Raw genomic sequence first — 24,527 nt, 5'->3', positions numbered from 1 at the left:
ATCAGCCGCGCCGCTGGTCCAGCGCCAGGTTCAATTCCAGCACATTGACGCGCGGCTCGCCAAGCAGGCCGAAGGTTTCGCCTATTACCCGGCTCTCCACCAGCTTGCGCAGCGCGGCCGGCTCCATCTTGCGGGCGGCGGCGACGCGCTCCAACTGGTAGAAAGCCGCGGCGGCGGAAATTTCAGGGTCCAGGCCGCTGGCCGAGGCGGTGACCAGGTCCACCGGCACCGGGCCGGTCTGTCCCGGATGGGCGGCGCGGATGCGTTCCACATTGGCCTTCACCGCGTCCAGCTGCGCCGGGTTGGTGGGGCCCAGGTTGGAGCCGCCGGACCCGCCGGCATTGTACGGCATTGGGCTGGTGGCGGACGGGCGGCCCCAGAAATATTGCGGGCCGGTGAAGTTCTGGCCTATCAGCCGCGAGCCGACGATCTTGCCGTCGCGTTCGATCAGGCTGCCGTTGGCCTGGAACGGGAACAGCGCCTGGGCGGCCCCGGTGGTGAGCAAGGGATAGGCGAGGCCGGTGATCAGGGTCAGGCCGCCGAACACTACCAGCAGCGGGCGTAACAGTTTCATTTGCTTTGTCCTTTCAGTGCTCATGCCAGGCTCAGCGCGCCCAGCAGCATGTCGATCAGCTTGATGCCGGCGAAGGGCACCAGCAGGCCGCCCAGGCCGTAGATCAGCAGGTTGCCGCGCAGCAGCTCCGCCGCGCTCTTGGCTTGATACTTGACCCCCTTCAGCGCCAGCGGGATCAGGAACACGATGATGACGGCGTTGAAGATCACCGCCGACATGATGGCCGAGGCCGGGCTGTTCAGGCCCATCACGTTCAGCGCGTTCAATTGCGGATAGGTGCTGGCGAAGGCGGCCGGAATGATGGCGAAGTATTTGGCCACGTCGTTGGCGATGGAGAAGGTGGTCAAGGAGCCGCGCGTCATCAGCATCTGCTTGCCGATTTCCACGATCTCGATCAGCTTGGTGGGGTTGGAATCCAAGTCCACCATATTGCCGGCTTCCTTGGCCGCCTGGGTGCCGGTGTTCATCGCCACCGCCACGTCGGCCTGGGCCAGCGCCGGCGCGTCGTTGGTGCCGTCGCCGGTCATCGCCACCAGCTTGCCCTCGGCCTGATGGCTGCGGATCAGCTTGAGCTTGGCTTCCGGCGTGGCTTCGGCCAGGTAATCGTCCACGCCGGCCTCGGCGGCGATGGCGGCGGCGGTCAGCGGGTTGTCGCCGGTGATCATCACCGTCTTGATGCCCATCTGGCGCAGCTCGGCGAAGCGCTCCTTGATGCCGCCCTTGACGATGTCCTTCAGTTCGATCACGCCCAAGGCGCGATTGCCTTCCGCCACCAAGAGCGGGGTGGAGCCGCGGCGGGCCACTTCATCGGCGCTTTTCGCCAGCGCGTCCGGGAACTGGCCGCCCAGTTCGGCGATGTGGCGGCGGATGGCGTCGATGGCGCCCTTGCGGATCCGGCGGCCGTCGTAGTCTATGCCGCTCATCCGGGTTTGCGCGGTGAAGGGGATGAACGCGGCTTCATGGCTGGCCAGCTCGCGCTGGCGCAGATTGAACTGCTTCTTGGCCAGCACCACGATGCTGCGGCCTTCCGGGGTTTCGTCGGCCAGCGAGGCCAGCTGGGCGGCGTCGGCCAAAGCCTGTTCGCTGACGCCGGGCGCCGGAATGAAGGCCGAGGCCTGGCGGTTGCCCAGGGTGATGGTGCCGGTCTTGTCCAAGAGCAGCACGTCCACGTCGCCGGCGGCTTCCACCGCGCGGCCGGAGGTGGCGATCACGTTGGCGCCCATCATCCGGCTCATGCCGGCCACGCCGATGGCGGACAAGAGGCCGCCGATGGTGGTGGGGATCAGGCATACCAGCAAGGCCACCAGGGTGGTGATGCCGATGGGCGAGCCGGCCTTGGCCGCTTCCACGCTGAACAGCGAGAAGGGCAGCAGGGTGACGGTGACCACCAGGAAGACGATGGTCAGCGCCACCAGCAGGATGGTCAGCGCGATCTCGTTCGGCGTTTTCTGGCGCTTGGCGCCTTCCACCATGGCGATCATGCGGTCGAGGAAGGTTTCGCCCGGGTTGACGGAAATCCGCACCACGATCCAGTCGGACAGCACGCGGGTGCCGCCGGTGACCGAGGAGAAATCGCCGCCGGCCTCGCGGATCACCGGCGCGGATTCGCCGGTGATCGCGGACTCGTCCACCGAGGCCACGCCTTCGATCACCTCGCCGTCCACCGGGATCACGTCGCCGGCTTCCACCAGCACATAGTCGCCCTTGCGCAGGCTGCTGCCGTCGATCACGGTCTTGCCGGCGTCGTGGCTGGGGCCGGACAGCTTCTTGGCCACCACGTTTTTCTTGGCCGAGCGCAAGCTGGCCGCCTGGGCCTTGCTGCGGCCCTCGGCCAGCGCTTCGGCGAAGTTGGCGAACAAGACGGTGAACCACAGCCACAGCGTCACCGCCAGGATGAAGCCGGACGGCGCCTCGCCCTGGCCGGCCAGGGACTGAACCCACAGCGCGCTGGTCAGGATGCTGCCGATGTAGACGACGAACATCACCGGGTTGCGCCACTGGGCGCGCGGCGACAGCTTCTTGAAGGAGTCGACGATGGCCGGTTTCACCAGGCTGGGGTCCAGCATGGATTTGGCCGCGCTCCTGTGGCCCGCTTGAACGGGCTGGGCGGCCGGCAGTTTGGAATGATTGATATCGTTCATTTTATGAGTCCTCCCGCAAGGTTCAGCGACCGCTGATCATCTGCAATTGCTCGACGACCGGGCCCAGCGCCAGCGCGGGAACATAGTTGAGCGCGCCCACCAGCAAGACGGTGCCTATCAGCAGCACCACGAACAGCGGGCCATGGGTGGGCAGGGTGCCGCCGGTGACGGCCAGCCGCTTCTTGGCGGCCAAGGAACCGGCGATGGCCAGGATGGGCACGATCATGAAGAAGCGGCCGAAGAACATGGCCACCGCGGTGGCGACGTTGTAGAAGGGCGTGTTGGCGGACAGGCCGGCGAAGGCGCTGCCGTTGTTGTTGGCGGCCGAGGTGAAGGCGTACAACACCTCGCTGAAGCCGTGGGCGCCGGGGTTGAGGACGCCGGCCTTGCCGGAGGCGGCCAGCACCGCGATGGCGGTCAGCGTCAGCACCAGAACCGGGGTGACCAGAATGGTGATCGCCGTCATCTTCATCTCATGGATTTCTATCTTCTTGCCCAGGTATTCCGGGGTGCGGCCCACCATCAGGCCGGAGATGAACACCGCCAGGATGGCGAAGATCAGCATGCCGTACAGGCCGGAGCCGACGCCGCCGAACACCACCTCGCCCAATTGCATCAGGAAGGTGGGCACCAGGCCGCCGATCGGGGTCAGCGAATCGTGCATGGCGTTGACCGCGCCGCAGGAGGCGGAGGTGGTCACCGCGATGAACAGCGAGGTGTCGATGACGCCGAAGCGGGTTTCCTTGCCTTCCATATTGCCGCCGGCCTGCAAATGGCTGGCCTGCTGATCCACGCCCATTGCGCTCAGCTGCGGCACGCCGGCCTGCTCCGCGCCGGTGGCCGTCACGACCGCGCAGACGAACATCACCGTCATCGCGGCGATGATGGCCCAGCCTTGACGCTGGTCGCCCACCATGCGGCCGAACACGAAGCACAGCGCCGCCGGGATCAGGAAGATGGCCAGGCTTTGCAGGAAGTTGCTCAGCGGAGTGGGGTTTTCAAACGGGTGCGCCGAGTTGGCGTTGAAGAAGCCGCCGCCGTTGGTGCCCAGCAGCTTGATCGCTTCTTGCGAGGCCACCGGTCCCATGGGCAGCGTTTGCTGCTGGGTGCTGGCGTCCGCCATCACCGGCTTGCCGTCGGCGCCCAGGACCGCGTTGCCCTGAGCATCGGTCTTGGCCTGCTGATAATGGGTGGTTTCCACCGTCTGCGCGTTTTTATAGGCGGACAGGTTCTGGATCATGCCTTGCTGGCTGAAGGCCAGCGCGAACACGAAGGACAGCGGCAGCAATACGTAGAGGGTGAAGCGGGTGACGTCCACCCAGAAGTTGCCGATCTTGGCCGAGCCGTGACGGACAAAGCCGCGCACCAGGGCCAGCACCACCGCCGCGCCGGTGGCGGCGGACAGGAAGTTCTGCACCGTCAGGCCCAGCATCTGCACCAGATAGCCCATGGTGGATTCGCCGCCATAGCCTTGCCAGTTGGTGTTGGTGACAAAGGAGATCGCGGTGTTGAACGCGGAATCCGGCGCCACCGCGCCCATGCCTTGCGGGTTGAACGGCAGCCAGCCCTGCAAGCGTTGCAGCAGATACAAGGCCAGCGCGCCCAGCACATTGAACAACAGCAAGGCGACGGCGTAGCCGCGCCAGCCCATGTCTTCGTCCGGCTTGACGCCGGCCAGCCGGTAAAAGCCGCGCTCCAGCGGCGCGAACAGGCGCAGGGGGCCGACATTGTCGCCCTGCATCACGCGGGCGATATAGGCGCCCAGCGGCCAGGCCAGCGCCAGCAGCACCAGCAGGAACAAGCCCAGCTGCAAGGGTGCGGCCGAGCCGATGAAATTGGCGAACATGATTAAAAATTCTCCGGCTTAAGCAGTGCGTAGATCAGATAGCCAAGCAGGCCCAGCGCGATCAGCGCGCTGAGCAGATACCAGACGCTCATTCCTTTTCTCCCAGTTTCCGGCAGCCGGCGACGAAGCCGCAGGCCAGCGCGCCGAACAACAGGACGAGTCCCAGATAGACGACATCCATCATGAAAATCTCCATTTGAATCAGTAATGGAAAGGTACTGAAGCCGGCGTCAAAAACCCGATAAAAGCCGTTGGATAGAGATAAAAATCGCGTAAAAATCGATGGGAAATCGCCGTTTGGCCAAATTCGGACGGATTTCGGCGGGAAAAGGAATTTTCTTTATGCGAGCGGAGGCGGAGACGCAGGGGACAACGGGCGGACGACCGGCGTCGCTGGACGCGGGCGCGGCGGCGGGAAACGAAACGGGCGGCTCGGCACAGGCGGCAAGCGCGCGGTCCGCTTCAAGGCAGGGAGGTTGCGGCGTGGCGTATGGCTGGGCCGCTAACCGTCAACAGGCGGCAAGCCGCCAGTGGGCAAGGTGTTCAGAACAGGTCGTCGCAGCGGTCGGCCAGGAATCGGGCATCGTCCCGATCGTGCGCGCGCTGGCGCACTTTCTGCTGGCGCGACCTCTCAGCATCACTCAACTGAGGCTTGGCGACCGCATAGAGAAAACTCTCGTGCTGGTCTCTAGCCTGCTTTCTGCGAACACTCAGAGGAATACGGGAAGTCATCATCCTTGCACCTCTCGGTCACGTACTTGTGTGAGGCCAGGGCAAACCCTGACCCTTTGACATTGACGCTATTTTCGCGATTTGTAAAGCCCTGTTTGCTTGTGATTAGGAGCAAATCGGACTTGGGCATTCCAGCGGACTCCGCCCACGCTACCGGCGCGATGTTACCGCAGCATGATGGAGCGGGCGTCCGGGGCAAGTCTTTGAGGTAAATCACTTTTCGAATAATGTTGTTTCGAAACGGTATAAATCGTTATATGAAACTGGCGTAGCATGCCGCTATCGAATGGCGCGGCCAAGGAGCGGTTTTATGGAGTGGGGGTATGCGATCGCGGGTTTGGCGGTGGGCTTCATCGTTGGTCTGACCGGCGTGGGCGGCGGTTCGCTGATGACGCCCATCTTGCTGTGGTTCGGCATCTCTCCGGCCACCGCGGTGGGCACGGATCTCTTATACGCGGCCTTGACCAAGATGGGCGGAGTGACGGTGCATCATCGCCAAGGCCATGTCGATTGGCGCATCGCCGGCTGGCTGACCGCCGGCAGCGTGCCGGCGGCCCTGCTGGTGCTGGCCGGCCTGTCCTATCTGCATCTGCCGGAAAAAATGCTGGACACCCTGTTCAAGCTGGTGCTGGGCGTCGCTTTGCTGCTGACCGCCGCGGCCATCCTGAGCAAACCCTTGCTCTTGCGCTGGCTGGGCCGCGCCGGCGCGGCCAGCCCGTCGTTCGAGCCGCGGATAGGCTTGACCGTGGCCACCGGCGTGGTGTTGGGCGTTTTGGTCACGCTCAGTTCCATCGGCGCCGGGGCCCTGGGCACCCTGGCCTTGTTCCTGCTGTATCCGGCCTTGCCGACTTCGCGGCTGGTGGGCACCGAAATCGCCCACGCGGTGCCCTTGACCCTGGTGGCCGGTCTGGGACACGCCGGGCTCGGCAATGTGGATTTTCCGCTCTTGCTCAATCTGCTGGCGGGCTCCCTGCCCGGCATCTGGCTGGGCAGCAAGCTGACGCGGCGGCTGGCGGAGGGCTGGTTGCGGCCGGCGCTGGCGGTGATGCTGGCGGTGATAGGCGGCAAGCTGGTGTTGTGAGCCGCGGCGCGGCATGACGGGACAGGGCGGCTCAGGCCGCCTTTTTTCATGGCCGCGCGCAAAAAAACGCCCTGATCGGAGAGGCGAGCAGGGCTGAAATGCAAACAACAAAAGGAGAAGCCATCATTAAGCCTCTCAATATTAGTATTTCGTAATCCTGATGCCCTTGACCTGGAGCAAGAAAGCGGCGGCAGCCAAGGCCGACGGCGTGGAAGACATAAAAAGACCGCGCAGCGCGCGGTCTGTTGACGAGAGTTGGGAGGCTTAGAACCTGTTTCCGATCTGCTGCGCGTCGGCGATACGGCGTTGAAAACGTTTTCGAAATGCTTATGTACCACGCGTACATTCCGCTTTCTCAGCCGTTTTCGCCTTGTCTTGCCTTAGCTCGCGAGATCGCAAACACGTTCTTACAGCTTAGCCGCCACCCAGGCCTGCACGCCGGCCAAGGCCGCCGCCAGGTTTTCCGGCTGAGTGCCGCCGGCCTGGGCCATGTCCGGACGGCCGCCGCCCTTGCCGCCCACTTGCTGGGCGACGAAGTTGACCAGCTCGCCCGCCTTGAGCTTGGAGGTGAGGTCGGCGGTGACGCCGGCCACCAGCGCCACCTTGCCGTCGCCCTTGGCGGCCAGCACGATGGCGGCGGAGCCCAGCTTGTCCTTCAGCTTGTCCAGGGTTTCGCGCAGCGCGTTGTTGTCCGCGCCCGGCAGTTCCACCGCCAGCACCTTGACGCCGTTGACGTCGGCCGCGCCGTCGGCCAGGCTGTCGCCGGCGGAGGCGGCCAGTTGGCCCTTGAGTTTGGCCAGCTCTTTTTCCAGGGTCTTGACGTTGTCCTGCAAGCTGCCGATCTTGGCGGCCACCTCGTCCAGCGTCTGCGCTTTCAGCGCGCCGGCCGCCTCTTTGAGCAGGGCGTCCTGAGCCTGGATGTGGGCGATGGCGCCTTCGCCGGTGACGGCTTCGACGCGGCGCACGCCGGCGGCGACGCCGCTTTCCGCCACGATCTTGAACAGGCCGATGTCGCCGGTGCGCTGGACATGGGTGCCGCCGCACAGTTCGGCGGAGAAGTCGCCCATGGTCAGCACGCGCACTTCATCGCCGTATTTTTCGCCGAACAGCATCATCGCGCCGGATTTCTGCGCGGCTTCCATGCTCATCACTTCGGCCTTGACCGGCAAGTTGTGGCTGATCACGCGGTTGACCACGCGCTCCAGCTCGGCGATCTGTTCTGCGCTGACCGGTTCGCCGTGGGCGAAGTCGAAGCGGGTGCGCTCCGGATTCACCAGCGAGCCCTTCTGCGCGACATGGTCGCCCAGCACGTGGCGCAGCGCCGCGTGCAAGAGGTGGGTGGCGGAGTGGTTGCGGGCGCTGGCGGCGCGCGCGTGCAGATCGATGGTGGCGGTCACGCTGTCGCCGACGGCCAGACGGCCGCGGGCCAGCTTGCCCTTGTGGCCGAACACCGCGGCCTGGATTTTCTGGGTGTCGTTGACGTCGAACAGCGCGCCGATGCCGCCTTGCAGCGAAATCTCGCCCACGTCGCCGACCTGGCCGCCGCCTTCGGCGTAGAAGGGGGTGTCGTCCAGCACCACGATGCCTTCTTCGCCGGCTTCCAGCGCGGCGACGGCCTCGGTGCCCTTGAACAGCGCCAAGACCTTGGCGTCGGTGCTGGCGGAATCATAGCCGTGGAAGCAGGTGTCGGCGCCGCTGTAGCTGACCTTGCCGGTCATCTTGAAGCTGGAGCCGGCGCGGCCGCGCTCCCGCTGCGCTTCCATCGCGCGCTCGAAGCCTTCCAGATCGGCGTGGATGTCGCGTTCGCGGCAGATGTCGGCGGTCAGGTCCACCGGGAAGCCGAAGGTGTCGTAGAGCTTGAAGATGGTGTCGCCGTCAAGCTTGGTCTTGCCGCCTTCCAGCGCGGAGTCCACCAGGCCCATGCCGATTTCCAGCGTCTCGGCGAACTTGATCTCCTCGGCGCGCAGCGCGTCTTCGATATGCGCCTGCTTCTCGCGCAGTTCCGGATAGGCGTCGCCCATCTCGGCCACCAGATCGGCGACGATCTTGTGGAAGAACAGGCCTTTCTGGCCCAGCTTGTAGCCGTGGCGGATGGCGCGGCGGGCGATGCGGCGCAGCACGTAGCCGCGGCCTTCGTTGGACGGCAAGATGCCGTCGGCGACCATGAAGCAACAGGCGCGGATGTGGTCGGCGATCACTTTGAGCGACGGCACGTCCTGGCTGTAGGCCATGCCGGTTTCGCGCGCGGCGGCGCGCACCAGGCAGGCCAGCGCGTCGGTCTCGTAGTTGGACTTGACGTGTTGCAGCACGGTGGACAGGCGCTCCAGACCCATGCCGGTGTCGACCGACGGCTTGGGCAGCGGATGCAGGGTGCCGGACTCGTCGCGGTTGAACTGCATGAACACGTTGTTCCAGATTTCCATGAAGCGGTCGCCGTCTTCGTCCGGGCTGCCCGGAGGGCCGCCGGCCACGCTCGGGCCGTGGTCGTAGAAGATCTCGGTGCAGGGGCCGCAGGGGCCGGTGTCGCCCATGGTCCAGAAGTTGTCGGAGGCGTACGGCGCGCCCTTGTTGTCGCCGATGCGGATGATCTTGTCGGCCGGCAGGCCCACGCTCTTGTGCCAGATGTCGTAGGCTTCGTCGTCGGAGGCGTAGACGGTGACCAGCAGCTTGTCCTTGGGCAGGTTCAGCCATTGCTCGCCGGTCAGGAATTCCCAGGCGAAGGTGATGGCGTCCTGCTTGAAGTAATCGCCGAAGCTGAAGTTGCCCAGCATTTCGAAGAAGGTGTGGTGGCGCGCGGTGTAGCCGACGTTTTCCAGGTCGTTGTGCTTGCCGCCGGCGCGCAGACATTTCTGGCTGGTGGTGGCGCGGGTGTAATCGCGTTTTTCAAAGCCCAGGAACACGTCCTTGAACTGCACCATGCCGGCGACGGTGAACATCAGCGTGGGGTCGTTGCCGGGGATCAGGCTGCTGGAGGGCACCACCTGATGGTTTTTGCCGGCAAAGAAATCCAGGAATTTCTGGCGAATTTCAGAGGTTTTCATGTTTGATTTCGTAAGATTGCGAATTCTGGGCCGCTTTGGGGGCTTGAACCCAGAGCGGCGCGGACAGCTGATTGTGTCAAGCCGCGCCGGCGCTGGCAAGGGTTTCGGCGCGGCGCTTGAGCGCCTGGTTCATCAATTCGAAACCCTTGCGCGTGTCGGCCAGCAGCGTCTGGCCGAACAGCGGCAGCAAGAGGCCGCTGAAAGTTTCGCCGTGATGCAGGCGGGTGCCGCCGTTTTCCAGCGCTTCCAGGCGAAAACTGTGGCGGCCGCCCAGCAGGCAGGGCAGCAGCGCGCGCCCCAGCCACACCAGCTCCTCCGCCGTTTGCAAGACTTCCAGCCGCGGGCGGAAGGTCAGCCGCGGCCGGCCGGGCGGATGGATGCTGACCACCAGGCGAGACCCTATCTGCTGGCGGCCGTGCAGGCCGACGATGAAGGGGTTCCATTCCGGGTAGGCTGCCCAGTCGCACAGCACGCGCCAGACCGCGGACGGCGCGGCGTCTATGTCGATATGGGTGGCGATGCCGCGCGTTTGCATGCTCAGTCCTCGTCGGCGGGAAAGTCGTCGTCGGCGGCGCCGCTGAGCACCTTGCCGATCACGGACATCGGGAAGCCGCGTCCGGCCAGGAAGCGGATCTGGCGCGCGCGCTCCTGCGGCGTGTCCGGCAGCTGGCCGAACTTCTTCCGCCATTGCGCCTGGGCGGCGGCAAGGTCGTCGCGGCCTTGCAAGGCGTCGCGGATCAGTTCGGCGTCCACGCCGCGTTGACGCATTTCCTGTTGCAGGCGGCGGCTGCCGTAGCGCTGGCCCTTGCTGTCGGCGAACTGCTGGGCGAAACGCTGATCGGACTGCCAGCTGTGTTCGGCCAGATCATCCAGCAAGGCCGTCAATTGTTCCGGGCTCTCCGCAAACGGAGCGAGCCGCCGCTCCAGTTCCCGCCGCGTGTATTCGCGGCGGGACAGGAGATCGACGGCTCGCGCCCTCAGGCTTTTTTCCATTCAGGGAATCAGGCGTCGAGCGCGTCGTCGGCGAACTCTTCGTCCGGCTGGCCTTCGGTGATTTCCACTTTGATGCCCACCGCGTCGCGGATCTTGCGTTCCACTTCAGCGGCGATTTCCGGGTTGGACTTCAGCCATTCGCGGGTGTTGTCCTTGCCCTGGCCGATCTTCTGGCCGTTGTAGGCGTACCAGGCGCCGGATTTGTCGATGAAGCCGTGCTTGACGCCCAGTTCGATGATCTCGCCCTGACGGGAGATGCCCTCGCCGTACAGGATTTCGAAATCGGCCTGGCGGAACGGCGGCGACACCTTGTTCTTCACCACTTTGACGCGGGTGTCGTTGCCGATCACTTCCTCGCCCTTCTTGATGCCGCCGGTGCGGCGGATGTCCAGGCGCACGGAGGCGTAGAACTTCAGCGCGTTGCCGCCGGTGGTGGTTTCCGGGTTGCCGAACATCACGCCGATCTTCATGCGGATCTGGTTGATGAAGATCACCAGGGTGTTGGTGCGCTTGATGTTGCCGGTCAGCTTGCGCAGCGCCTGGCTCATCAGGCGGGCTTGCAGGCCCACGTGGCTGTCGCCCATCTCGCCTTCGATTTCAGCCTTGGGCACCAAGGCGGCGACGGAGTCGATCACGATCAGATCGACGCCGCTGGAGCGCACCAGCATGTCGCAGATTTCCAGCGCCTGCTCGCCGGTGTCCGGCTGCGAGATCAGCAGGTCGTCGACCTTGACGCCCAGCTTTTGCGCATATTGCGGGTCCAGCGCGTTTTCCGCGTCGATGTAGGCGCAGGTGCCGCCCAATTTTTGCATCTCGGCCACCGCTTGCAGACACAGGGTGGTTTTACCGGACGACTCCGGGCCGTAGATTTCCACCACGCGGCCGCGCGGCAGGCCGCCGACGCCCAGCGCCAGGTCCAGACTCAGCGAGCCGGTGGAGACCACTTGCAGGTTTTCGTTGATCTGGTTGTCGCTCATGCGCATGATCGAACCCTTGCCAAACTGTTTTTCAATTTGGGCAAGGGCCGCGGCCAACGCTTTGCTCTTGTCTTCGGATGCCATGCTGTCTCCAGTGTGGGGGGCGCTAAACAAAATGAATGCTCGGCCAGCGGCGGGCCGTGTCCATGGCGGCGGGGAAAACCCGATGCCGGACAGGGGTTTGCGCGGCGCCGGCGGGCTTGCCCCGTCGCGCTCGCGCTTGCCGCGCCGATAGCCGAAAAGATGCCGTCGATTATCTCATAAAGCCTTGGCCAACGGCAGAGCCGCTTGCCGGCGATACCGTCCTTCGGGACGGGAAACCGCGATCTCGCTTGAAAAAGTTGTGATTGCGACCACTTTTACAAGTGTCCACCCTGTGTACAATGAAGCCATCATGATGAACGAACGCGCGCAACACCTGCTCAAGGTCCTGATCGAACGCTACATCGTCGACGGCCAGCCGGTGGGGTCCAAAACCCTGTCCATGCTGCCCGGCGTCGAGCTGTCGTCCGCGTCCATCCGCAATGTGCTGGCGGAGCTGGAGGCGATGGGGCTGATCGCGGCACCGCACACCTCGGCCGGCCGGGTGCCCACCGCGCGCGGCTACCGCATGTTCGTCGATCGTCTGCTCACCATCCGGCCTTTGGAAGAGGCGGCGCTGCACGAGCTGGAACTGAATCTGCAGCCGGACAGCCCGCAGCGCATCGCCCAGTCCGCGTCCTCCTTGCTGTCCGAGCTGACGCATTTCGCCGGCGTGATCGTCACGCCGCAGCGCTCCGACATCGCCTTTCGCCAGATCGAATTCCTGCGTCTGTCCGAGCGGCGGGTGCTGATGATCTTGGTGACGTTGGACGGGGACGTGCAGAACCATCTGCTGACCACCGAACGCGATTACACGCCGTCGGAATTGATAGAGGCCGGCAATTTCATCAACCAGCATTACGCCGGCCAGGGGCTGGATCGTATCGCCAGCCGGGTGGCGGACGAGTTGCGCCAGCTGCAGGGCGACATCGCCGAATTGATGTCGGCGGCGATCCGCCTGGGGCAGAGCTCGATGGCGGCCAGCAGCGCCGCGGTGGTGGTGGCCGGCGGCAGCCGGCTGCTGGAGGTGAGCGACCTGTCCGAGGACTTGTCGCGGCTGCGTCAGTTGTTCAGCGTGTTCGAACGCAAGACCGAGCTGCTAAAGCTGCTGAACCAGGGGCGGGAAGCGCAGGGCGTGAACATTTTCATCGGCGAGGAGTCTGGCGTGATGACGCTGGACGAATGCTCGGTGGTGACCGCGCCTTACCGGATCAACGGCCAGGTGGTCGGCGCGCTGGGCGTGGTCGGTCCCACCCGGATGGCTTACGAGCGGGTGATCCCTATCGTCGACATTACCGCGCGCCTGGTGTCCAGCGCCTTGTCGTTCCGGGCCTAACGCCCGTGCGCCGGCCGTGCGCCGGTTTTGGCCGCCGCAAGGCTTGACGCGAGGTCTGCGGCTATAGTTTTCGCGCCGCGTTCTTCGAGGAGCGCGGCTAAGTCAAAAACGCTTATTCAGAAACCAGCCCATGAAATCTTTGCTTAAACTGGCCCCGTTGGCGGCTCTGTTCTCCTTCCAGCTGGCGCAGGCCGACGCGGCTTTTCTGGCGCGTCCGGACGTGCAGCGCTACATCGACGAGCAAGTGGCCGGCGGCCAGTTCAACCGCCCGGAGCTGGAGGCGGTGTTCGCCAATGTCGAACTCAAGCCCAACATCATCAAGATTCTGGACAAGCCGTCCACCTCGCGCCCCTGGTATCAGTTCCGCAATTCCACGGTGGGGGAAAAGACCATTGCCGACGGCGTGGCGTTCTGGCGCGCCAACGCGGCCGCGCTGACGCGGGCCGAGCAGCAATACGGCGTGGCGCCCGAGCTCATCGTCGCCATCCTGGGCGTGGAGTCCCATTACGGCCGCAACACCGGATCGTTCCGTCTGGTGGACGCCTTGTCCACCATAGGCTTCGATTACCCGCGCCGCGCGGAATTCTTCCGCAAGGAGCTGACCGAGTTCCTGCTGCTGGCCAAGGAGGAGGGCAAGGACCCGCTGACGCTGAAGGGCTCCTACGCCGGCGCGATGGGCTGGCCGCAGTTCATGCCGTCCAGCTTCCGCAAATGGGCGGTGGATTTTGACGGCAGCGGCCACCGCGACATCTGGAGCGATCCGGACGACGCGATCGGCAGCGTGGCCAATTACTTCCAGCGCCACGGCTGGCGCCACGGCGACGACGTGATCCTGCCGGCCAGCGTGCAGCCGGGGCCGCAGATCGATCAGCTGATCGCCGACAAATTCAATCTGCACTACACCGTGGGCGAGCTAAAGAAAATGGGCGTGACGCCGCAGTCGCCGGTGGCCGACGACGTGCCGGCGGTGCTGGTGCCGCTGGAAACGGCGCCCGGCGTCACCGAATACTGGCTGGGCCTCAACAACTTCTTCGTGATCACCCGCTACAACCGCAGCACGCTGTACGCCAAGGCGGTGCAGGAAATCGCGGATCAGCTGCGCCAGCGCTATCTGGCGGGCCAGGCCGCGGCCCAGCCGTGACGCCGCGCGCCGCCCACCGCGGCGGCGCGAAACCTGTCGCCACGCGCGGCAATTGCCATTAAAATCCGCCCCCATGAGCTATCAAGTCCTTGCCCGTAAGTGGCGTCCCAAGCGCTTTGCCGATCTGGTCGGCCAGGAGCACGTGGTGCGCGCCTTGACCAACGCCCTCAAAGAACAGCGTCTGCATCACGCTTATCTGCTGACGGGGACGCGCGGGGTGGGCAAGACCACCATCGCCCGGATTCTGGCCAAGAGCCTGAACTGCGAAACCGGCACCACCGCCGAACCCTGCGGCGAATGTTCGGCCTGTCGTCAGATCGACACCGGCCGTTTCGTCGATCTGCTGGAGATCGACGCCGCGTCCAACACCGGCATCGACAATATCCGCGAAGTGCTGGAAAACGCCCAGTACGCGCCGACGTCCGGCCGCTTCAAGGTCTACATCATCGACGAAGTGCACATGCTGTCCAAGAGCGCCTTCAACGCGATGCTGAAGACGCTGGAGGAGCCGCCGGCCCACGTCAAATTCATTCTGGCCACCACCGATCCGCAGAAAGTGCCGGTCACGGTGTTGAGCCGCTGTCTGCAGTTTTCCTTGCGCAATATGACGCCGCAGCAAGTGGCCGGCCATCTGGCCCACATGCTGGACGTGGAGGGCATCGCCTACGAGACGCCGGCGCTGGCCTTGCTGGGCCGCGCTGCCTCCGGTTCGATGCGCGACGCGCAATCGCTGCTGGACCAGGCCATCGCCTACGGTCTGGGCGAGGTGAAGGAAGACGGCGTGCGCGCGATGCTGGGCGCGGTGGACCGCCGCTATCTGTTCGCCTTGCTGCAGGCCTTGGCCGCCGGTGACGGCCCGCAGCTGATGGCCGAGGCCGACGGCCTGGCCGAGCGCGGGGTCAGCTTCGAAGGCGCTTTGAGCGAACTGGCGGTCTTGTTGCAGCAGCTGGCGCTGATGCAGACCGTGCCGCAGGCGGTTGCCCAGGACGAGCCGGAGCGCGACGCGCTGCAGGCGCTGGCGGACGCCATCGCGCCGCAGGACGTGCAGCTGTATTACCAGATCGCCATCCACGGCCGCAAAGACCTGGCGCTGGCGCCGGACGAGCACGCCGGTTTCAATATGACCCTGCTGCGCATGCTGGCCTTCCATCCGGCCAACGCCCGGGCCGAAGCCGCGCCTCCGCGCCCGGCCGCCGGCGCGCCGGCTCGCCCGCAGACGCCGCAAGCGCAGCCGGTCCCGGCCGCGCCGGGAGGCATTTCGCCGGCCGCGCGGGCCTTGCAGGCCGCCGGCCTGAGTTCGCCGGCGCCGCGACAATCCGCGCCGCAGCCGGTTCAGGACAGCGCGCCGGCGGCGGAACCCGAACCCGAGCCTGCCGCGCCCGAAGCCCGGCCGCCTGCGCCGGCCGCGCCGGTCCGTCAAGCCGCGCCGCCGCCCGAGCCGGAGCCCGAGGAGGAAGACGCGTCGGACGACGGCGACGTCAGTCCCGACGAGGTGCCCTGGGATCAGGGCGCGGCGGCGGACGAGGAGATGCCGTCCTATTTGCAGGCGCCGCCGGAGGAGCCGGCCGACTATCGCTTCGACGGCGACTGGCAGGCGCTGGTGACCGAACTGGGCGTCAAGCTGGGCGCGGCGCGCATGCTGGCCCATAATGCGGTATTGAAGGACTGGGACCAGGAACGCCTGGCGCTGGCGGTGCCGGAGAGCTTCCGCCACATGACCAGCCGCGATTACCAGGACAAGCTCAAGCTCGCCTTGAGCGAGCGCTTTGGCCGGCCGGTGGAATTGGCGGTGACGGTGGAAGAGCTGGGCCTGGAGACGCCGGCGATGAAAGACGCCCGCCATCGGCAGGAGCAGTTGGACATCGCGCGCGAGAATATGAAAAACGATCCGGTGGTGCAGCAAATGGTGCGCGAATTCGACGCGACGCTGCTCATCGAAACCATTCAACCCGTGAAGGAGTGAAACGATTATGTTTGGCAAAGGTGGTATCGCCGGCCTGATGAAGCAGGCCCAGCAAATGCAGGACAATATGAAGAAGGCGCAGGAAGAATTGGCCACGGTGGAAGTGGAAGGCCAATCCGGTGCCGGCATGGTCAAGGTGGTGATGACCTGCTCTCACGACGTCAAGCGCGTCAGCCTGGACGACAGCCTGCTGGACGACGCCAAGGAAGACAAGGAAATGCTGGAAGACCTGATTGCCGCCGCGTTCAACGACGCGGTGCGCAAGGTGGAAGCCACCACTCAGGAAAAAATGTCCGGTTTCTCCGCCGGCCTGAACCTGCCGGCCGGCATGAAGCTGCCGTTCTGATCGCATCGGTTTCGGCATCCGGATGGCTCGGCGCGCGCCGGGCCATTTTTACGTTGTTTCCGAGGTAGCCATGCGCGGATTCGCCCATTTCACCGTGCGCAGCCGGCTGCGCGCCGACGCCGACAGGGTGTGGGCGCACGCCGCCAGCGCCGCCGGCATCAACGACGAGCTCGGGCCCTGGCTCCGCATGCGCTTGCCGGGCGGCGAGCTGCCCGACGGCTTGAGGCCGCCGGTGCGCATCGGACCGTGCCGGATTCTGCTGTTCGGCCTGTTGCCGGTGGAATGCGACGACTTGGAGCTGACGCGGCTGGAGCCGGGCGCCTTCGACGAGCACTCCACCATGCTGACCCAGCGGCGCTGGCTGCACCGGCGGCGGGTGCGCGCCTTGCCCGGCGGCTGCGAAGTGGTGGACCGCATCGGCTTCGCGCCGCGCGCGCCCTGCTTGTTGACACTGCATTACGGCATTTTCCGCCTGGTTTTCGCCTGGCGGCACGCGCGTCTGCGCCGCCGTTTTTCCCGATTGTGAAAGCGATGAAGAATCCTCCCGCTCTAGACCATCTGATTTCCGCCCTGAAAGTGTTGCCGGGGGTCGGACCCAAGACCGCGCAACGGATGGCCTTCCACCTGTTGCAGCGCGACAAGAAGGGCGCGGACAAGCTGGCGCGCGCGCTGGACCGCGCGCTGACCCAATTGACCCACTGCGAACGCTGCAATACCTTCAGCGAAACGCCGCTATGTCCGATCTGCGCCGACGAGGAGCGCCGGCAGGATTTGCTGTGCGTGGTGGAGATGCCGGCGGATCTGCTGACGCTGGAGCAGGCCAAATGCTTCGACGGCCTGTATTTCGTGCTGATGGGCCGCATCTCGCCGCTGGACAATGTCGGCCCGCGCGACATCAATCTGGACAAGCTGCTGGTGAGGGCGGCGGACGGCGCGGTGGAGGAGGTGATCATCGCCACCAATTTCACCGCCGAGGGCGAGGTCACCGCGCATATGATCGCCGAGCTGCTGAAGGAGCGCGGCCTCAAAGTGACGCGCATCGCGCGCGGCATGCCGGTGGGCGGCGAGCTGGAGTACGTCGACCTGGGTACCTTGGCGCAGGCAGTGTACGAGCGCCGCGGCGTAGGCCAGTAAGAAGCTGTTTACGATCTGCTGCGCGTTGTGAAATGTGACACGGTGAGTACCGCTTCGAAATGCTCATGTACCCTCTGTACATTCCGCTTTCTCAGCTGTTTTCGCCTTGTCTCGCTCTAGCTCGCGAGATCGTAAACAGGTTCTAAGAGGGTGGCGCGGCGGGGCAAAAAAAGCAGGCCGGACTAGCCGGCCTGTAACAGAGGAACATCTGAATCAGTGGGACGGCCCGCCGCGGGAGCGACGGGCCGTCGCTGGTTTAGGAGAGCGCCAGTTCGACGGCTTCCTGCACCGTCGGCTTGGCGGCCGGGGCGTTGAAGCGGTCGGCCAGGAAGGGCGTCACGTCCAGCGGCGGCGTTTCGCCGCGCACCAGCGCGTCCAGCATCACGCCGGTGATGGCCGAGGTCAGAATGCCGGTGCGGAAGTGACCGCAGGCGTTCAGATAGCCGTCCACGCCCTGCATCGGCCCGAGGATGGGCAGCTCGTCCGGGGAGCCGGGGCGCAAGCCGGCCCAGCAACGCTTGATGTTGATGTTCTTCATCTCCGGCAGGCAGCGGATCGCGCCTTTGACCAGGCCGGCGATTTCCGGATAGGTGTTGCTGACGTCGAAGCCCTTGTCCTCCGTGGTGCTGCCGATCAGGATTTCGCCGTTGTCCTTCTGCGCGATATAGCAATCGCTGGTGGTGATGCAGCCGCGCAACAGCTTGGGCATCTTTTCCGACAGCACGATCTGGCCCTTGACCGGTTTGACCGGAATATCGACGCCGGTCGCCCATTGGCTCAACTCGGCGGCCCAGGAGCCGGCGGCGTTGATCAGGGTGTGGCAGTGGAATTCGCCGGCTTCCAGCGTCCGCACGCCGGTGACGCGCGAGCCTTGCTTGAGCACGCCGGTGACATTGGTGTTGAAGAATACGTCGACGCCGTTCTGGCGCGCGGCCTCGGTATAGGCGTCGGTCAGGCGGAAGGGGCTGACCTGGTGGTCGCACAGGAATTCCAGCGCGCCGGTGGCCTCGTGGCTGATGTAGGGCTCGTTTTCACGCAGTTGGGCCTGGTCCACCCAGCGCACCTGATCGGACAGGTGGGGAATCTGCGCGGCGATGTGTTCGGCGTAGAGCTGGTCTTCCTCGTCGTAAATCACGAATTTCAGCCCGGTTTCCTCGAACTTGAAATCCATGCCGTGGTTTTCGATCAACTCCTGATGCAGGGCCGGATACAGCGCGTTGGAGGCCAGCGCGAAATTGAAGAAGGACTCCGGCAGGATGTGCGGGGTGCTGGCGTCCACGGCGATGGCGGCGCCGGCCGCCTCGCGCTTGTTCTTGGCCGAGGTCATGCGGAAGAAGATCACGCCGCAGCCCAGGCCCACCGATTCGCCGATCGCCCACAGGCCGCCGGCCGAGGCGCGCGAGGCGTTGCCGGGGCGCTTGGCGTCGATCAGCGCGATTTTCAGGTCTTTGCGTTTGGACAGCTGGTAGGCGCAAGAGGCGCCGATCACGCCGCCGCCGGCGATCACGATGTCGTATTGTCTGCTCATGGTCAGGCCTCTTCGGTTTCGGTTTGGAAGGCGGAGAACGGCAAGGGGTCCAGCGGGAAGCGCGGGCGGATCCAGCCCACGTCCGCCTTGCCGGTGTGCTCGCGCAGGCGGTCGCTGCAATAGCCGACGCACATCTTGCCCTGGCAATCGCCCATGCTGACGCGGGTGCGCATCTTCAGGCTGATCAAGTCCTGCACGCCTTGTTCCAGCGCGGCGTCGATATCCTTGCGCAGCGCGTTCTCGCAGCGGCAGATCACCGTGTCTTCCTGCGGCAGCGTCAGCTGTCCGCTGCCGCGCTGGGTGAAGCTGTCTATGCCCACGCGGAAGCGCAACACTGTTTTCAGTTCCGTCAGGTAGCGCTGGCGGTTTTTCTCGGCCAGTTCGGCGCTGATCGCGCCGCGTTGCTTGAGGATGGACTGGGCGGCGATGCGGCCGCTCAGCATGGCGGCCTCGCCGCCGCGCAGGCCGCCGATGTCGCCGGCCAGGTGGATGTGGGCTTCGCTGCTTTGCTGCCAGCCGTTGATTTCCGGCTTGAGGAAGCCGTCGGCGTCGTAAGCGTGGCGCAGGCCCATTTGCTGGGTCAGCTGGGTGCGCGGAATGAAGCCGTAGCCCACCGCCAGGGTTTCCGTGGCCAGGCTGACCGCGCGGTTCAGGTCCGGCGTCCAGTTGTCGTCGTAAGGCGCGACGGTGACTTCCTGCACCTCTTGCTGGCCGCTCGCTTCCACCACGCCCCAGCCGTAGTGCAGCGGCACGCCGTGGCGTTTCAGGTAGGCCAGCATGCTCAGGCCGTCCAGGAACAGCTGCGGCTTGTTCAGCATGGCCAGGGTTTCCTTGGCGATGCGGCCGAAGGAACTGGCTTCGTAGACGCCCTGAACGTCGGCGCCGGCGCGATGCAATTGACAGGCCACCAGCGGCAGCAGGGGACCGGTGCCGACGATGGTGGTGCGGCCCAGCGGCTTGACCACGCCGCTCTTGATCTGCAATTGCAGGCCGCCCAGCATGATCACGCCGGGCAGGGTCCAGCCGGGGAAGGGCACGCTGCGTTCGTGGCAGCCGGCGGACAGCAGCAATTGTTCAAAGTCGATCTTTTCGACTTTTTCCTGTTCATTCAGCGCGTACAGCCATTGGCCGGCTTCGCCGCCGACGACGCGGGTGTTCAGCTTGATCTCCACCGCGTGGCTGACTTCGGCGAACTGCGCGTGCAGCGCCTGCATGGCGTCGCGGTAGCGCTCGCCCAAATAGTCCAGGGTCACGCCCTGGCGCAGCGGGCCGCGGTAAACCACGCCGCCCAGGCGCGAGGCTTCGTCTATCAGCGTGCAGGGCAGGCCGTGCTTGACCAGCTCGATGGCCGCGGCCATGCCGGCGGGGCCGCCGCCGACGATGATGGGGCGCGCGCTCATTGCAGGCCCTCCAGTTCGATGCGATTGGCCGCGGTTTCCACGGTCATGCCGGGCTGCACCACGGTCTGGCAGGCGCGGCGCTTGTAGCGGCCGTCGATGCGCACCAGGCAGCAATGGCAGACGCCCATGCCGCAATAGGAACCCATGCTTTGCTGGCTGTCGTTGCGGCTGACGCGGCGCAAGCCGACGGCGTTGAGCACGCTGAGCACGGTCTCGCCCTGCGCGGCGGCGACGGTGTTGCCATTGATGTTGATGGCGATTTGATCTTCATTCAATTTCTGAATGTCATATTTTCTGTCTAAATTTGGCATCGAAATAGCTCGTTTTGGTTCTACTGACACGATAAGGGAGCGCCGGATGGAGCGCGGAGTGGACAGTCGCTTCCGGCGGCGAGCGATTTGGTCACGCCTGACTATGGTCAGACAATCAGGCTATTTGGCGATTGCCGTAGCCTAATTATGATGAATCGCTTTTTAATTGTCGCAAGCATTGTTATCGCATTGTATGGGTACAGGCAATGTACAGATTGCTGTGATCAGATGTATACAGATTGGCGGGCGCAGCAGGAGATCGGCAGGCGTTTGTGTTGTGTTTATTTTTGAAAAACAATGACTTGATTGGATTTTGCGCGTGACTAGACCGTTGGAATAATGTATTTTTCTGTTATTTTAATGCGCATAGCATTTTCAAAACTGTGCATTATTTGATTATGATCAAATGGCTAGAAAGCTGATGTCATCATCATTATTTTAGCTGTTGGATATAGTGTGTCTAAAGACTTTTCTGTTTGAAACCAAGTGCTTGCCGCGCTTGGCGGGCGGTATTCAGGCCGGCTTGCGCGCGCCGTGGCCGTTTTCGCCTTGATGCTCCTGGTGCCAGGCCTCCAGGGCTTCTTCCGCGTTCAGAATGTGTTGTCTCAGGAAGGCGGCGGCGCTGACCGCGTCCTTGCGGCGGCACAGTTCGAGCATTTCGCTGTGCTCGCGATGGGCGCGGTCGCTGAAATTGGTCAGCAGAATCTGCATCCGGGTGTAGCGATCGGTGCGATTGTGCAACTGCTCGATCAGCGCCAGGGTTTGCGGCCGGTCGGCCGCCTGGTACAGCGCCAGGTGGAAGCGCGAATTCAGAATGCCCCAGGCGCCGACATCCCGTCGGCGCAGCGCCTCCTCGAACTGCGCCAGCAGCGCGCCGGCCGCGTCCAGATCCGCCTGGGTCTGCCGCGGCACCGCCTCCAGCAACATATCGCATTCCAGCAGCACTCTCACCCGCAGCAATTCCAGCACTTCCGGCAGCGACAGCTGGGCGATCACCGCGCCGCGCCGTTCGGTGATGGCCACCAATCCTTCCGCCTCCAGTTGACGCAGCGCCTCTCGCAGCGGTACCCGGCTGACGCCCAGTTCCTTGGATAGCGCCTCCTGGCGCAGTTGGGTGCCGGCCGGCCACTCTCCCAGCAGGATGCGCTGGCGCAGCGTGTCGGTGGTGGTGGCGGTGAGGGTTTGGCGCGGAGCGGTGGTTTGGGGCATGGCGAAATCGGCGGTTGGAGTTTTCAAATTATCACAGGCGCGGGGAGGGCGGGCAATGGCCGCGTCCAGTCTTTGTTTTGGCATGGATTATGGGCGTGCTTGCTGTAATTTTGTATTCAATTATTCATGGTTTCATCCCTTTTTTAAGGTGTTTTTGAGTTGGCGGCAATGCTGCAATGCAAGGTGATTAAAAAACAACACGCAATAACATGTTGATTTTATTATGAAATTAATTATTTCACATGTAATATAACGCAATATTCTCGCAAGCGCTTGTCTGCTGCGCGCCTCAAAAATTGTATTCAAAAATGAGCGCGGTTAGAGTGGCCCCATCACAAGCGAGGAGCAAGAACATGGCGGTGCGCGAATTCGAATGTCTCGATGGCCATACCTGCGGCAATCCGGTGCGGCTGGTGGTGAACGGCGGTCCGCGGCTGGAAGGGGAGACCCAGGCGGAGCGGCGGCTGGATTTCATCCGCCGCTACGACTGGATACGCACCGGGCTGATGTTCGAGCCGCGCGGCCATGCGCAGATGTCCGGCGCCTTTCTGTATCCGTCGACGCGGGAGGATTGCGACATCGCGGTGCTTTACATCGAGACCAGCGGCTGCCTGCCGATGTGCGGCCACGGCACCATAGGCGTGGTCACCATGGCGCTGGAGCACGGTCTGGTGACGCCGGCCGCGCCCGGGGTGTTGAATCTGGACACGCCGGCGGGCAAGGTGGCGGCAGAGTACCGGATGGAGGGCGACAAGGTCGCCGCGGTGACCTTGACCAATGTGCCGTCCTTCCTCTACCTGCGCGATGTGGAGGCCGAGGTGTCCGCGTTGGGGCGCTTGCGGGTGGACATCGCCTACGGCGGCAATTTCTATCCCATCGTCGAGGCGCAGCCGGGCTATCGCGATATGGCGGATTACTCGCCGGCGCAGCTGGTGGCGATGGGGCGCGAACTGCGCGAATACCTGAACCGGCATTACGACATCGTCCATCCGCTGGACCCCAATATCCGCGGCGTCCGCCATTGCCAGTGGACCGGCGCGGCCAAGAACGCCGGCTCCAGCGCCGCCAACGCGGTGTTGTACGGCGAGTCCGCGCTGGACCGCTCGCCTTGCGGCACCGGCACTTCGGCGCGGCTGGCTCAGCGTCACGCGCGCGGCCTGCTCGCCGTCGGCGAGGATTTCATCCACGAGAGCCTGATCGGCAGCCAGTTCGTCGGCCGCGTGCTGGCGGAAACGCGGGTGGGCGATTACCCGGCCATCGTGCCCTCGGTGCGGGGCTGGGCGCGCTTCACCGGCTACAACCGCATCCTGCTGGACGACGCCGATCCCTATGTCCACGGCTTCGAGGTGGCCTGAGATGAGCGCGCGCGTCATTGTCGTCGGCGCCGGCGTGGTGGGCATCGCCGCGGCGCTGCAACTGCGGCAAGCCGGGCTGGAGGTGTTGCTGCTGGACCGCGGCGAACCGGCGCGGGAAACCAGCTACGGCAACGCCGGCGCGCTGGCGGTCAGCGATGTGATTCCCTTGGCCGAGCCCGGCGTCTGGCGCCGCCTGCCCGGCTGGCTGCTGGACCCGCTGGGGCCGCTGGCGGTGCGCTGGCGCTATTTGCCGACGCTGGCGCCGTGGCTGGCGCGTTTCGCGCTGGCCAGCCGGCCGGCGCGGGTGGCTGCCCTGACCCGCGCGCTGGCGGCTTTGCTGAACCGGGCCGCCGCCGATTACGCGCCGCTGGTGGAGCTGGCCGGGCTGGAGGGCATGTGGCGGCGGCACGGCGCGCTGACCTTGTACCGCGACGCGGCAGAGCTGGAGCGGGCCTTGCCGGCCTGGCGGCGGAAGTCCGAGCACGGCGTGGGCTGGCAGGCGCTGGATCAGGCGGCGGCCCAGGCTTGCGAGCCGGCGCTGCTGGACGGCTGGGCGCGCGCGGTCAAGGTGGCGTCCTGGTCCCATGTCGATGATCCCTATCTGTTCTGCCGGGGCCTGTTCGACGCCTTCATCGCCGCCGGCGGCGGCTTCGAACAAGCGGAGGCGGCGGCTCTGAGCGAAGGCGAGGGCAAGGTTGACGGCGTGGTCTGCGCCGATGGCCGCACGCTGGCCGCCGCCCAGGTGGTGGTGACCGCCGGCATCTGGAGCGATCGCTTCACCCGGCAGTGCCGCTACCGGGTGCCGCTGGAAAGCGAGCGCGGCTATCACGTCAACCTGCCCAAGGCCGGGGTGGCTTTGCGCCATTTCATTCAGTGCGCCAGCGAAAGCTTCGTGATCCTGCCGCTGGCCGACGGCGGCCTGCGGTTGGCCGGCACCGTGGAACTGGCCCACCGCGACGCGGCGCCGGACTGGCGGCGCGCCGAGATCCTGCTGGACAAGGCGCGGCGCATCGTCGGCGATTTTTCCACCGAAGGCATGACGCTGTGGATGGGCAACCGGCCGTCGCTGCCGGACACCGTGCCGGTGATCGGCCCGGCCCCGGATCGCCAGGGCCTGTATTTCGCTTTCGGCCACGGCCATTTGGGCCTGACGCTGGCCGCCACCACCGGCGCGCTGCTGCGCGACATGGTGTTGCGGCGTCCGCCGGATCTGGATTTGCATCCTTACCGCCTGGCGCGCTTTTAGAACGTGTTTTCGATCTCGCGAGTTAGAGCGAGACAAGGCGAAAACGGCCGAGGAAGCGGAATGTACCCGTGGTGCATGAGCATGTCGAAGTC

General features: G+C 64.9%; 22 protein-coding genes. 9 read left to right on the top strand and 13 right to left on the bottom strand.

Features of this window, described 5'->3' with window-relative positions; translation table 11 throughout:
- Window position 1 precedes the first annotated feature (1 nt).
- The 5 genes from kdpC to QUG03_RS13575 form a co-directional block, all read right to left on the bottom strand.
- On the bottom strand, window positions 2–574 hold the full coding sequence (gene kdpC / locus QUG03_RS13595; protein WP_253315319.1) for a potassium-transporting ATPase subunit KdpC: 573 nt from the start codon (window positions 572–574) through the stop codon (window positions 2–4).
- A gap of 20 nt (window positions 575–594) precedes the next feature.
- Complete coding sequence (kdpB, locus tag QUG03_RS13590; protein WP_500820216.1) at window positions 595–2,715, bottom strand: potassium-transporting ATPase subunit KdpB; 2,121 nt, start codon at window positions 2,713–2,715, stop codon at window positions 595–597.
- A gap of 22 nt (window positions 2,716–2,737) precedes the next feature.
- Entirely contained in the window at window positions 2,738–4,561 is a 1,824-nt protein-coding gene (gene kdpA, locus QUG03_RS13585) for a potassium-transporting ATPase subunit KdpA (RefSeq protein WP_253315318.1), read from the bottom strand.
- Between the two features lie 2 nt (window positions 4,562–4,563).
- On the bottom strand, window positions 4,564–4,653 hold the full coding sequence (gene kdpF / locus QUG03_RS13580) for a K(+)-transporting ATPase subunit F (protein WP_019103745.1): 90 nt from the start codon (window positions 4,651–4,653) through the stop codon (window positions 4,564–4,566).
- Window positions 4,654–5,104: 451 nt separating this feature from the next.
- Window positions 5,105–5,296 carry a hypothetical protein gene (locus QUG03_RS13575; RefSeq protein ID WP_146176613.1) on the bottom strand — a complete coding sequence of 64 codons (192 nt, stop codon included), beginning with the start codon at window positions 5,294–5,296 and terminating at the stop codon, window positions 5,105–5,107.
- A 307-nt stretch (window positions 5,297–5,603) separates the two neighbouring features.
- On the opposite strand from QUG03_RS13575, the gene QUG03_RS13570 reads away from it, so the two are divergent.
- Window positions 5,604–6,374, top strand: a complete 771-nt coding sequence (locus QUG03_RS13570; protein ID WP_500820215.1) for a sulfite exporter TauE/SafE family protein — start codon at window positions 5,604–5,606, stop codon at window positions 6,372–6,374.
- A 407-nt stretch (window positions 6,375–6,781) separates the two neighbouring features.
- Here QUG03_RS13570 and alaS read toward each other — a convergent pair whose 3' ends face one another.
- The 4 genes from alaS to recA form a co-directional block, all read right to left on the bottom strand.
- Window positions 6,782–9,415, bottom strand: a complete 2,634-nt coding sequence (alaS, locus tag QUG03_RS13565) for an alanine--tRNA ligase (RefSeq protein ID WP_107799010.1) — start codon at window positions 9,413–9,415, stop codon at window positions 6,782–6,784.
- 76 nt (window positions 9,416–9,491) lie between these two features.
- A complete protein-coding gene (locus tag QUG03_RS13560) occupies window positions 9,492–9,950 on the bottom strand; it encodes an SRPBCC family protein (protein WP_500820214.1) in 459 nt (152 codons plus the stop codon).
- 2 nt (window positions 9,951–9,952) lie between these two features.
- Complete coding sequence (recX, locus tag QUG03_RS13555; RefSeq protein ID WP_235089538.1) at window positions 9,953–10,408, bottom strand: recombination regulator RecX; 456 nt, start codon at window positions 10,406–10,408, stop codon at window positions 9,953–9,955.
- An 8-nt stretch (window positions 10,409–10,416) separates the two neighbouring features.
- Window positions 10,417–11,469, bottom strand: coding sequence for a recombinase RecA (recA, locus tag QUG03_RS13550; RefSeq protein WP_043591738.1), 1,053 nt, complete (start codon window positions 11,467–11,469; stop codon window positions 10,417–10,419).
- 310 nt (window positions 11,470–11,779) lie between these two features.
- Between recA and hrcA the strand changes: the two genes are divergently transcribed.
- From hrcA to recR, 6 genes are all read left to right on the top strand, one after another.
- Window positions 11,780–12,802: a heat-inducible transcriptional repressor HrcA gene (gene hrcA, locus QUG03_RS13545; protein ID WP_107799013.1), complete on the top strand. Its 1,023-nt coding sequence runs from the start codon at window positions 11,780–11,782 to the stop codon at window positions 12,800–12,802.
- Between the two features lie 130 nt (window positions 12,803–12,932).
- The gene (gene mltB / locus QUG03_RS13540) at window positions 12,933–13,943 is read left to right on the top strand and encodes a lytic murein transglycosylase B (RefSeq protein ID WP_227107469.1); all 1,011 of its coding nucleotides are present in this window, start codon (window positions 12,933–12,935) and stop codon (window positions 13,941–13,943) included.
- Window positions 13,944–14,016: 73 nt separating this feature from the next.
- Window positions 14,017–15,906, top strand: a complete 1,890-nt coding sequence (gene dnaX, locus QUG03_RS13535) for a DNA polymerase III subunit gamma/tau (RefSeq protein ID WP_500820212.1) — start codon at window positions 14,017–14,019, stop codon at window positions 15,904–15,906.
- A 7-nt stretch (window positions 15,907–15,913) separates the two neighbouring features.
- Complete coding sequence (locus QUG03_RS13530) at window positions 15,914–16,252, top strand: YbaB/EbfC family nucleoid-associated protein (protein WP_081547734.1); 339 nt, start codon at window positions 15,914–15,916, stop codon at window positions 16,250–16,252.
- A 70-nt stretch (window positions 16,253–16,322) separates the two neighbouring features.
- Window positions 16,323–16,778 carry an Rv1443c family protein gene (locus tag QUG03_RS13525; RefSeq protein WP_500820211.1) on the top strand — a complete coding sequence of 152 codons (456 nt, stop codon included), beginning with the start codon at window positions 16,323–16,325 and terminating at the stop codon, window positions 16,776–16,778.
- A 5-nt stretch (window positions 16,779–16,783) separates the two neighbouring features.
- Entirely contained in the window at window positions 16,784–17,386 is a 603-nt protein-coding gene (gene recR / locus QUG03_RS13520; protein WP_048412399.1) for a recombination mediator RecR, read from the top strand.
- A gap of 256 nt (window positions 17,387–17,642) precedes the next feature.
- Here recR and hcnC read toward each other — a convergent pair whose 3' ends face one another.
- The 4 genes from hcnC to QUG03_RS13500 all read right to left on the bottom strand — a co-directional run bounded on the left by hcnC (window position 17,643) and on the right by QUG03_RS13500 (window position 21,834).
- On the bottom strand, window positions 17,643–18,914 hold the full coding sequence (gene hcnC, locus QUG03_RS13515) for a cyanide-forming glycine dehydrogenase subunit HcnC (protein ID WP_107799018.1): 1,272 nt from the start codon (window positions 18,912–18,914) through the stop codon (window positions 17,643–17,645).
- Between the two features lie 2 nt (window positions 18,915–18,916).
- A complete protein-coding gene (locus QUG03_RS13510) occupies window positions 18,917–20,314 on the bottom strand; it encodes an FAD/NAD(P)-dependent oxidoreductase (protein WP_107799019.1) in 1,398 nt (465 codons plus the stop codon).
- Window positions 20,311–20,589: a (2Fe-2S)-binding protein gene (locus QUG03_RS13505; RefSeq protein WP_304529379.1), complete on the bottom strand. Its 279-nt coding sequence runs from the start codon at window positions 20,587–20,589 to the stop codon at window positions 20,311–20,313. Before QUG03_RS13505 ends, QUG03_RS13510 begins: the two co-directional genes overlap by 4 nt.
- 549 nt (window positions 20,590–21,138) lie before the next feature.
- Window positions 21,139–21,834, bottom strand: coding sequence for a GntR family transcriptional regulator (locus tag QUG03_RS13500; protein ID WP_500820210.1), 696 nt, complete (start codon window positions 21,832–21,834; stop codon window positions 21,139–21,141).
- A gap of 353 nt (window positions 21,835–22,187) precedes the next feature.
- Here QUG03_RS13500 and QUG03_RS13495 point away from each other — a divergent pair, with 353 nt between their 5' ends.
- Both QUG03_RS13495 and QUG03_RS13490 read left to right on the top strand, forming a co-directional pair.
- Complete coding sequence (locus QUG03_RS13495) at window positions 22,188–23,189, top strand: 4-hydroxyproline epimerase (RefSeq protein WP_227107477.1); 1,002 nt, start codon at window positions 22,188–22,190, stop codon at window positions 23,187–23,189.
- Between the two features lies 1 nt (window position 23,190).
- The gene (locus QUG03_RS13490; protein ID WP_488878443.1) at window positions 23,191–24,435 is read left to right on the top strand and encodes an NAD(P)/FAD-dependent oxidoreductase; all 1,245 of its coding nucleotides are present in this window, start codon (window positions 23,191–23,193) and stop codon (window positions 24,433–24,435) included.
- Window positions 24,436–24,527: the final 92 nt, after the last annotated feature.

The sequence above is a fragment of the Chromobacterium sp. CCUG 30098 genome (assembly GCF_059916605.1).
The sequence above is the reverse complement of the archived record's forward strand: the minus strand, read 5'-3'. Positions and strand labels throughout refer to the sequence as shown.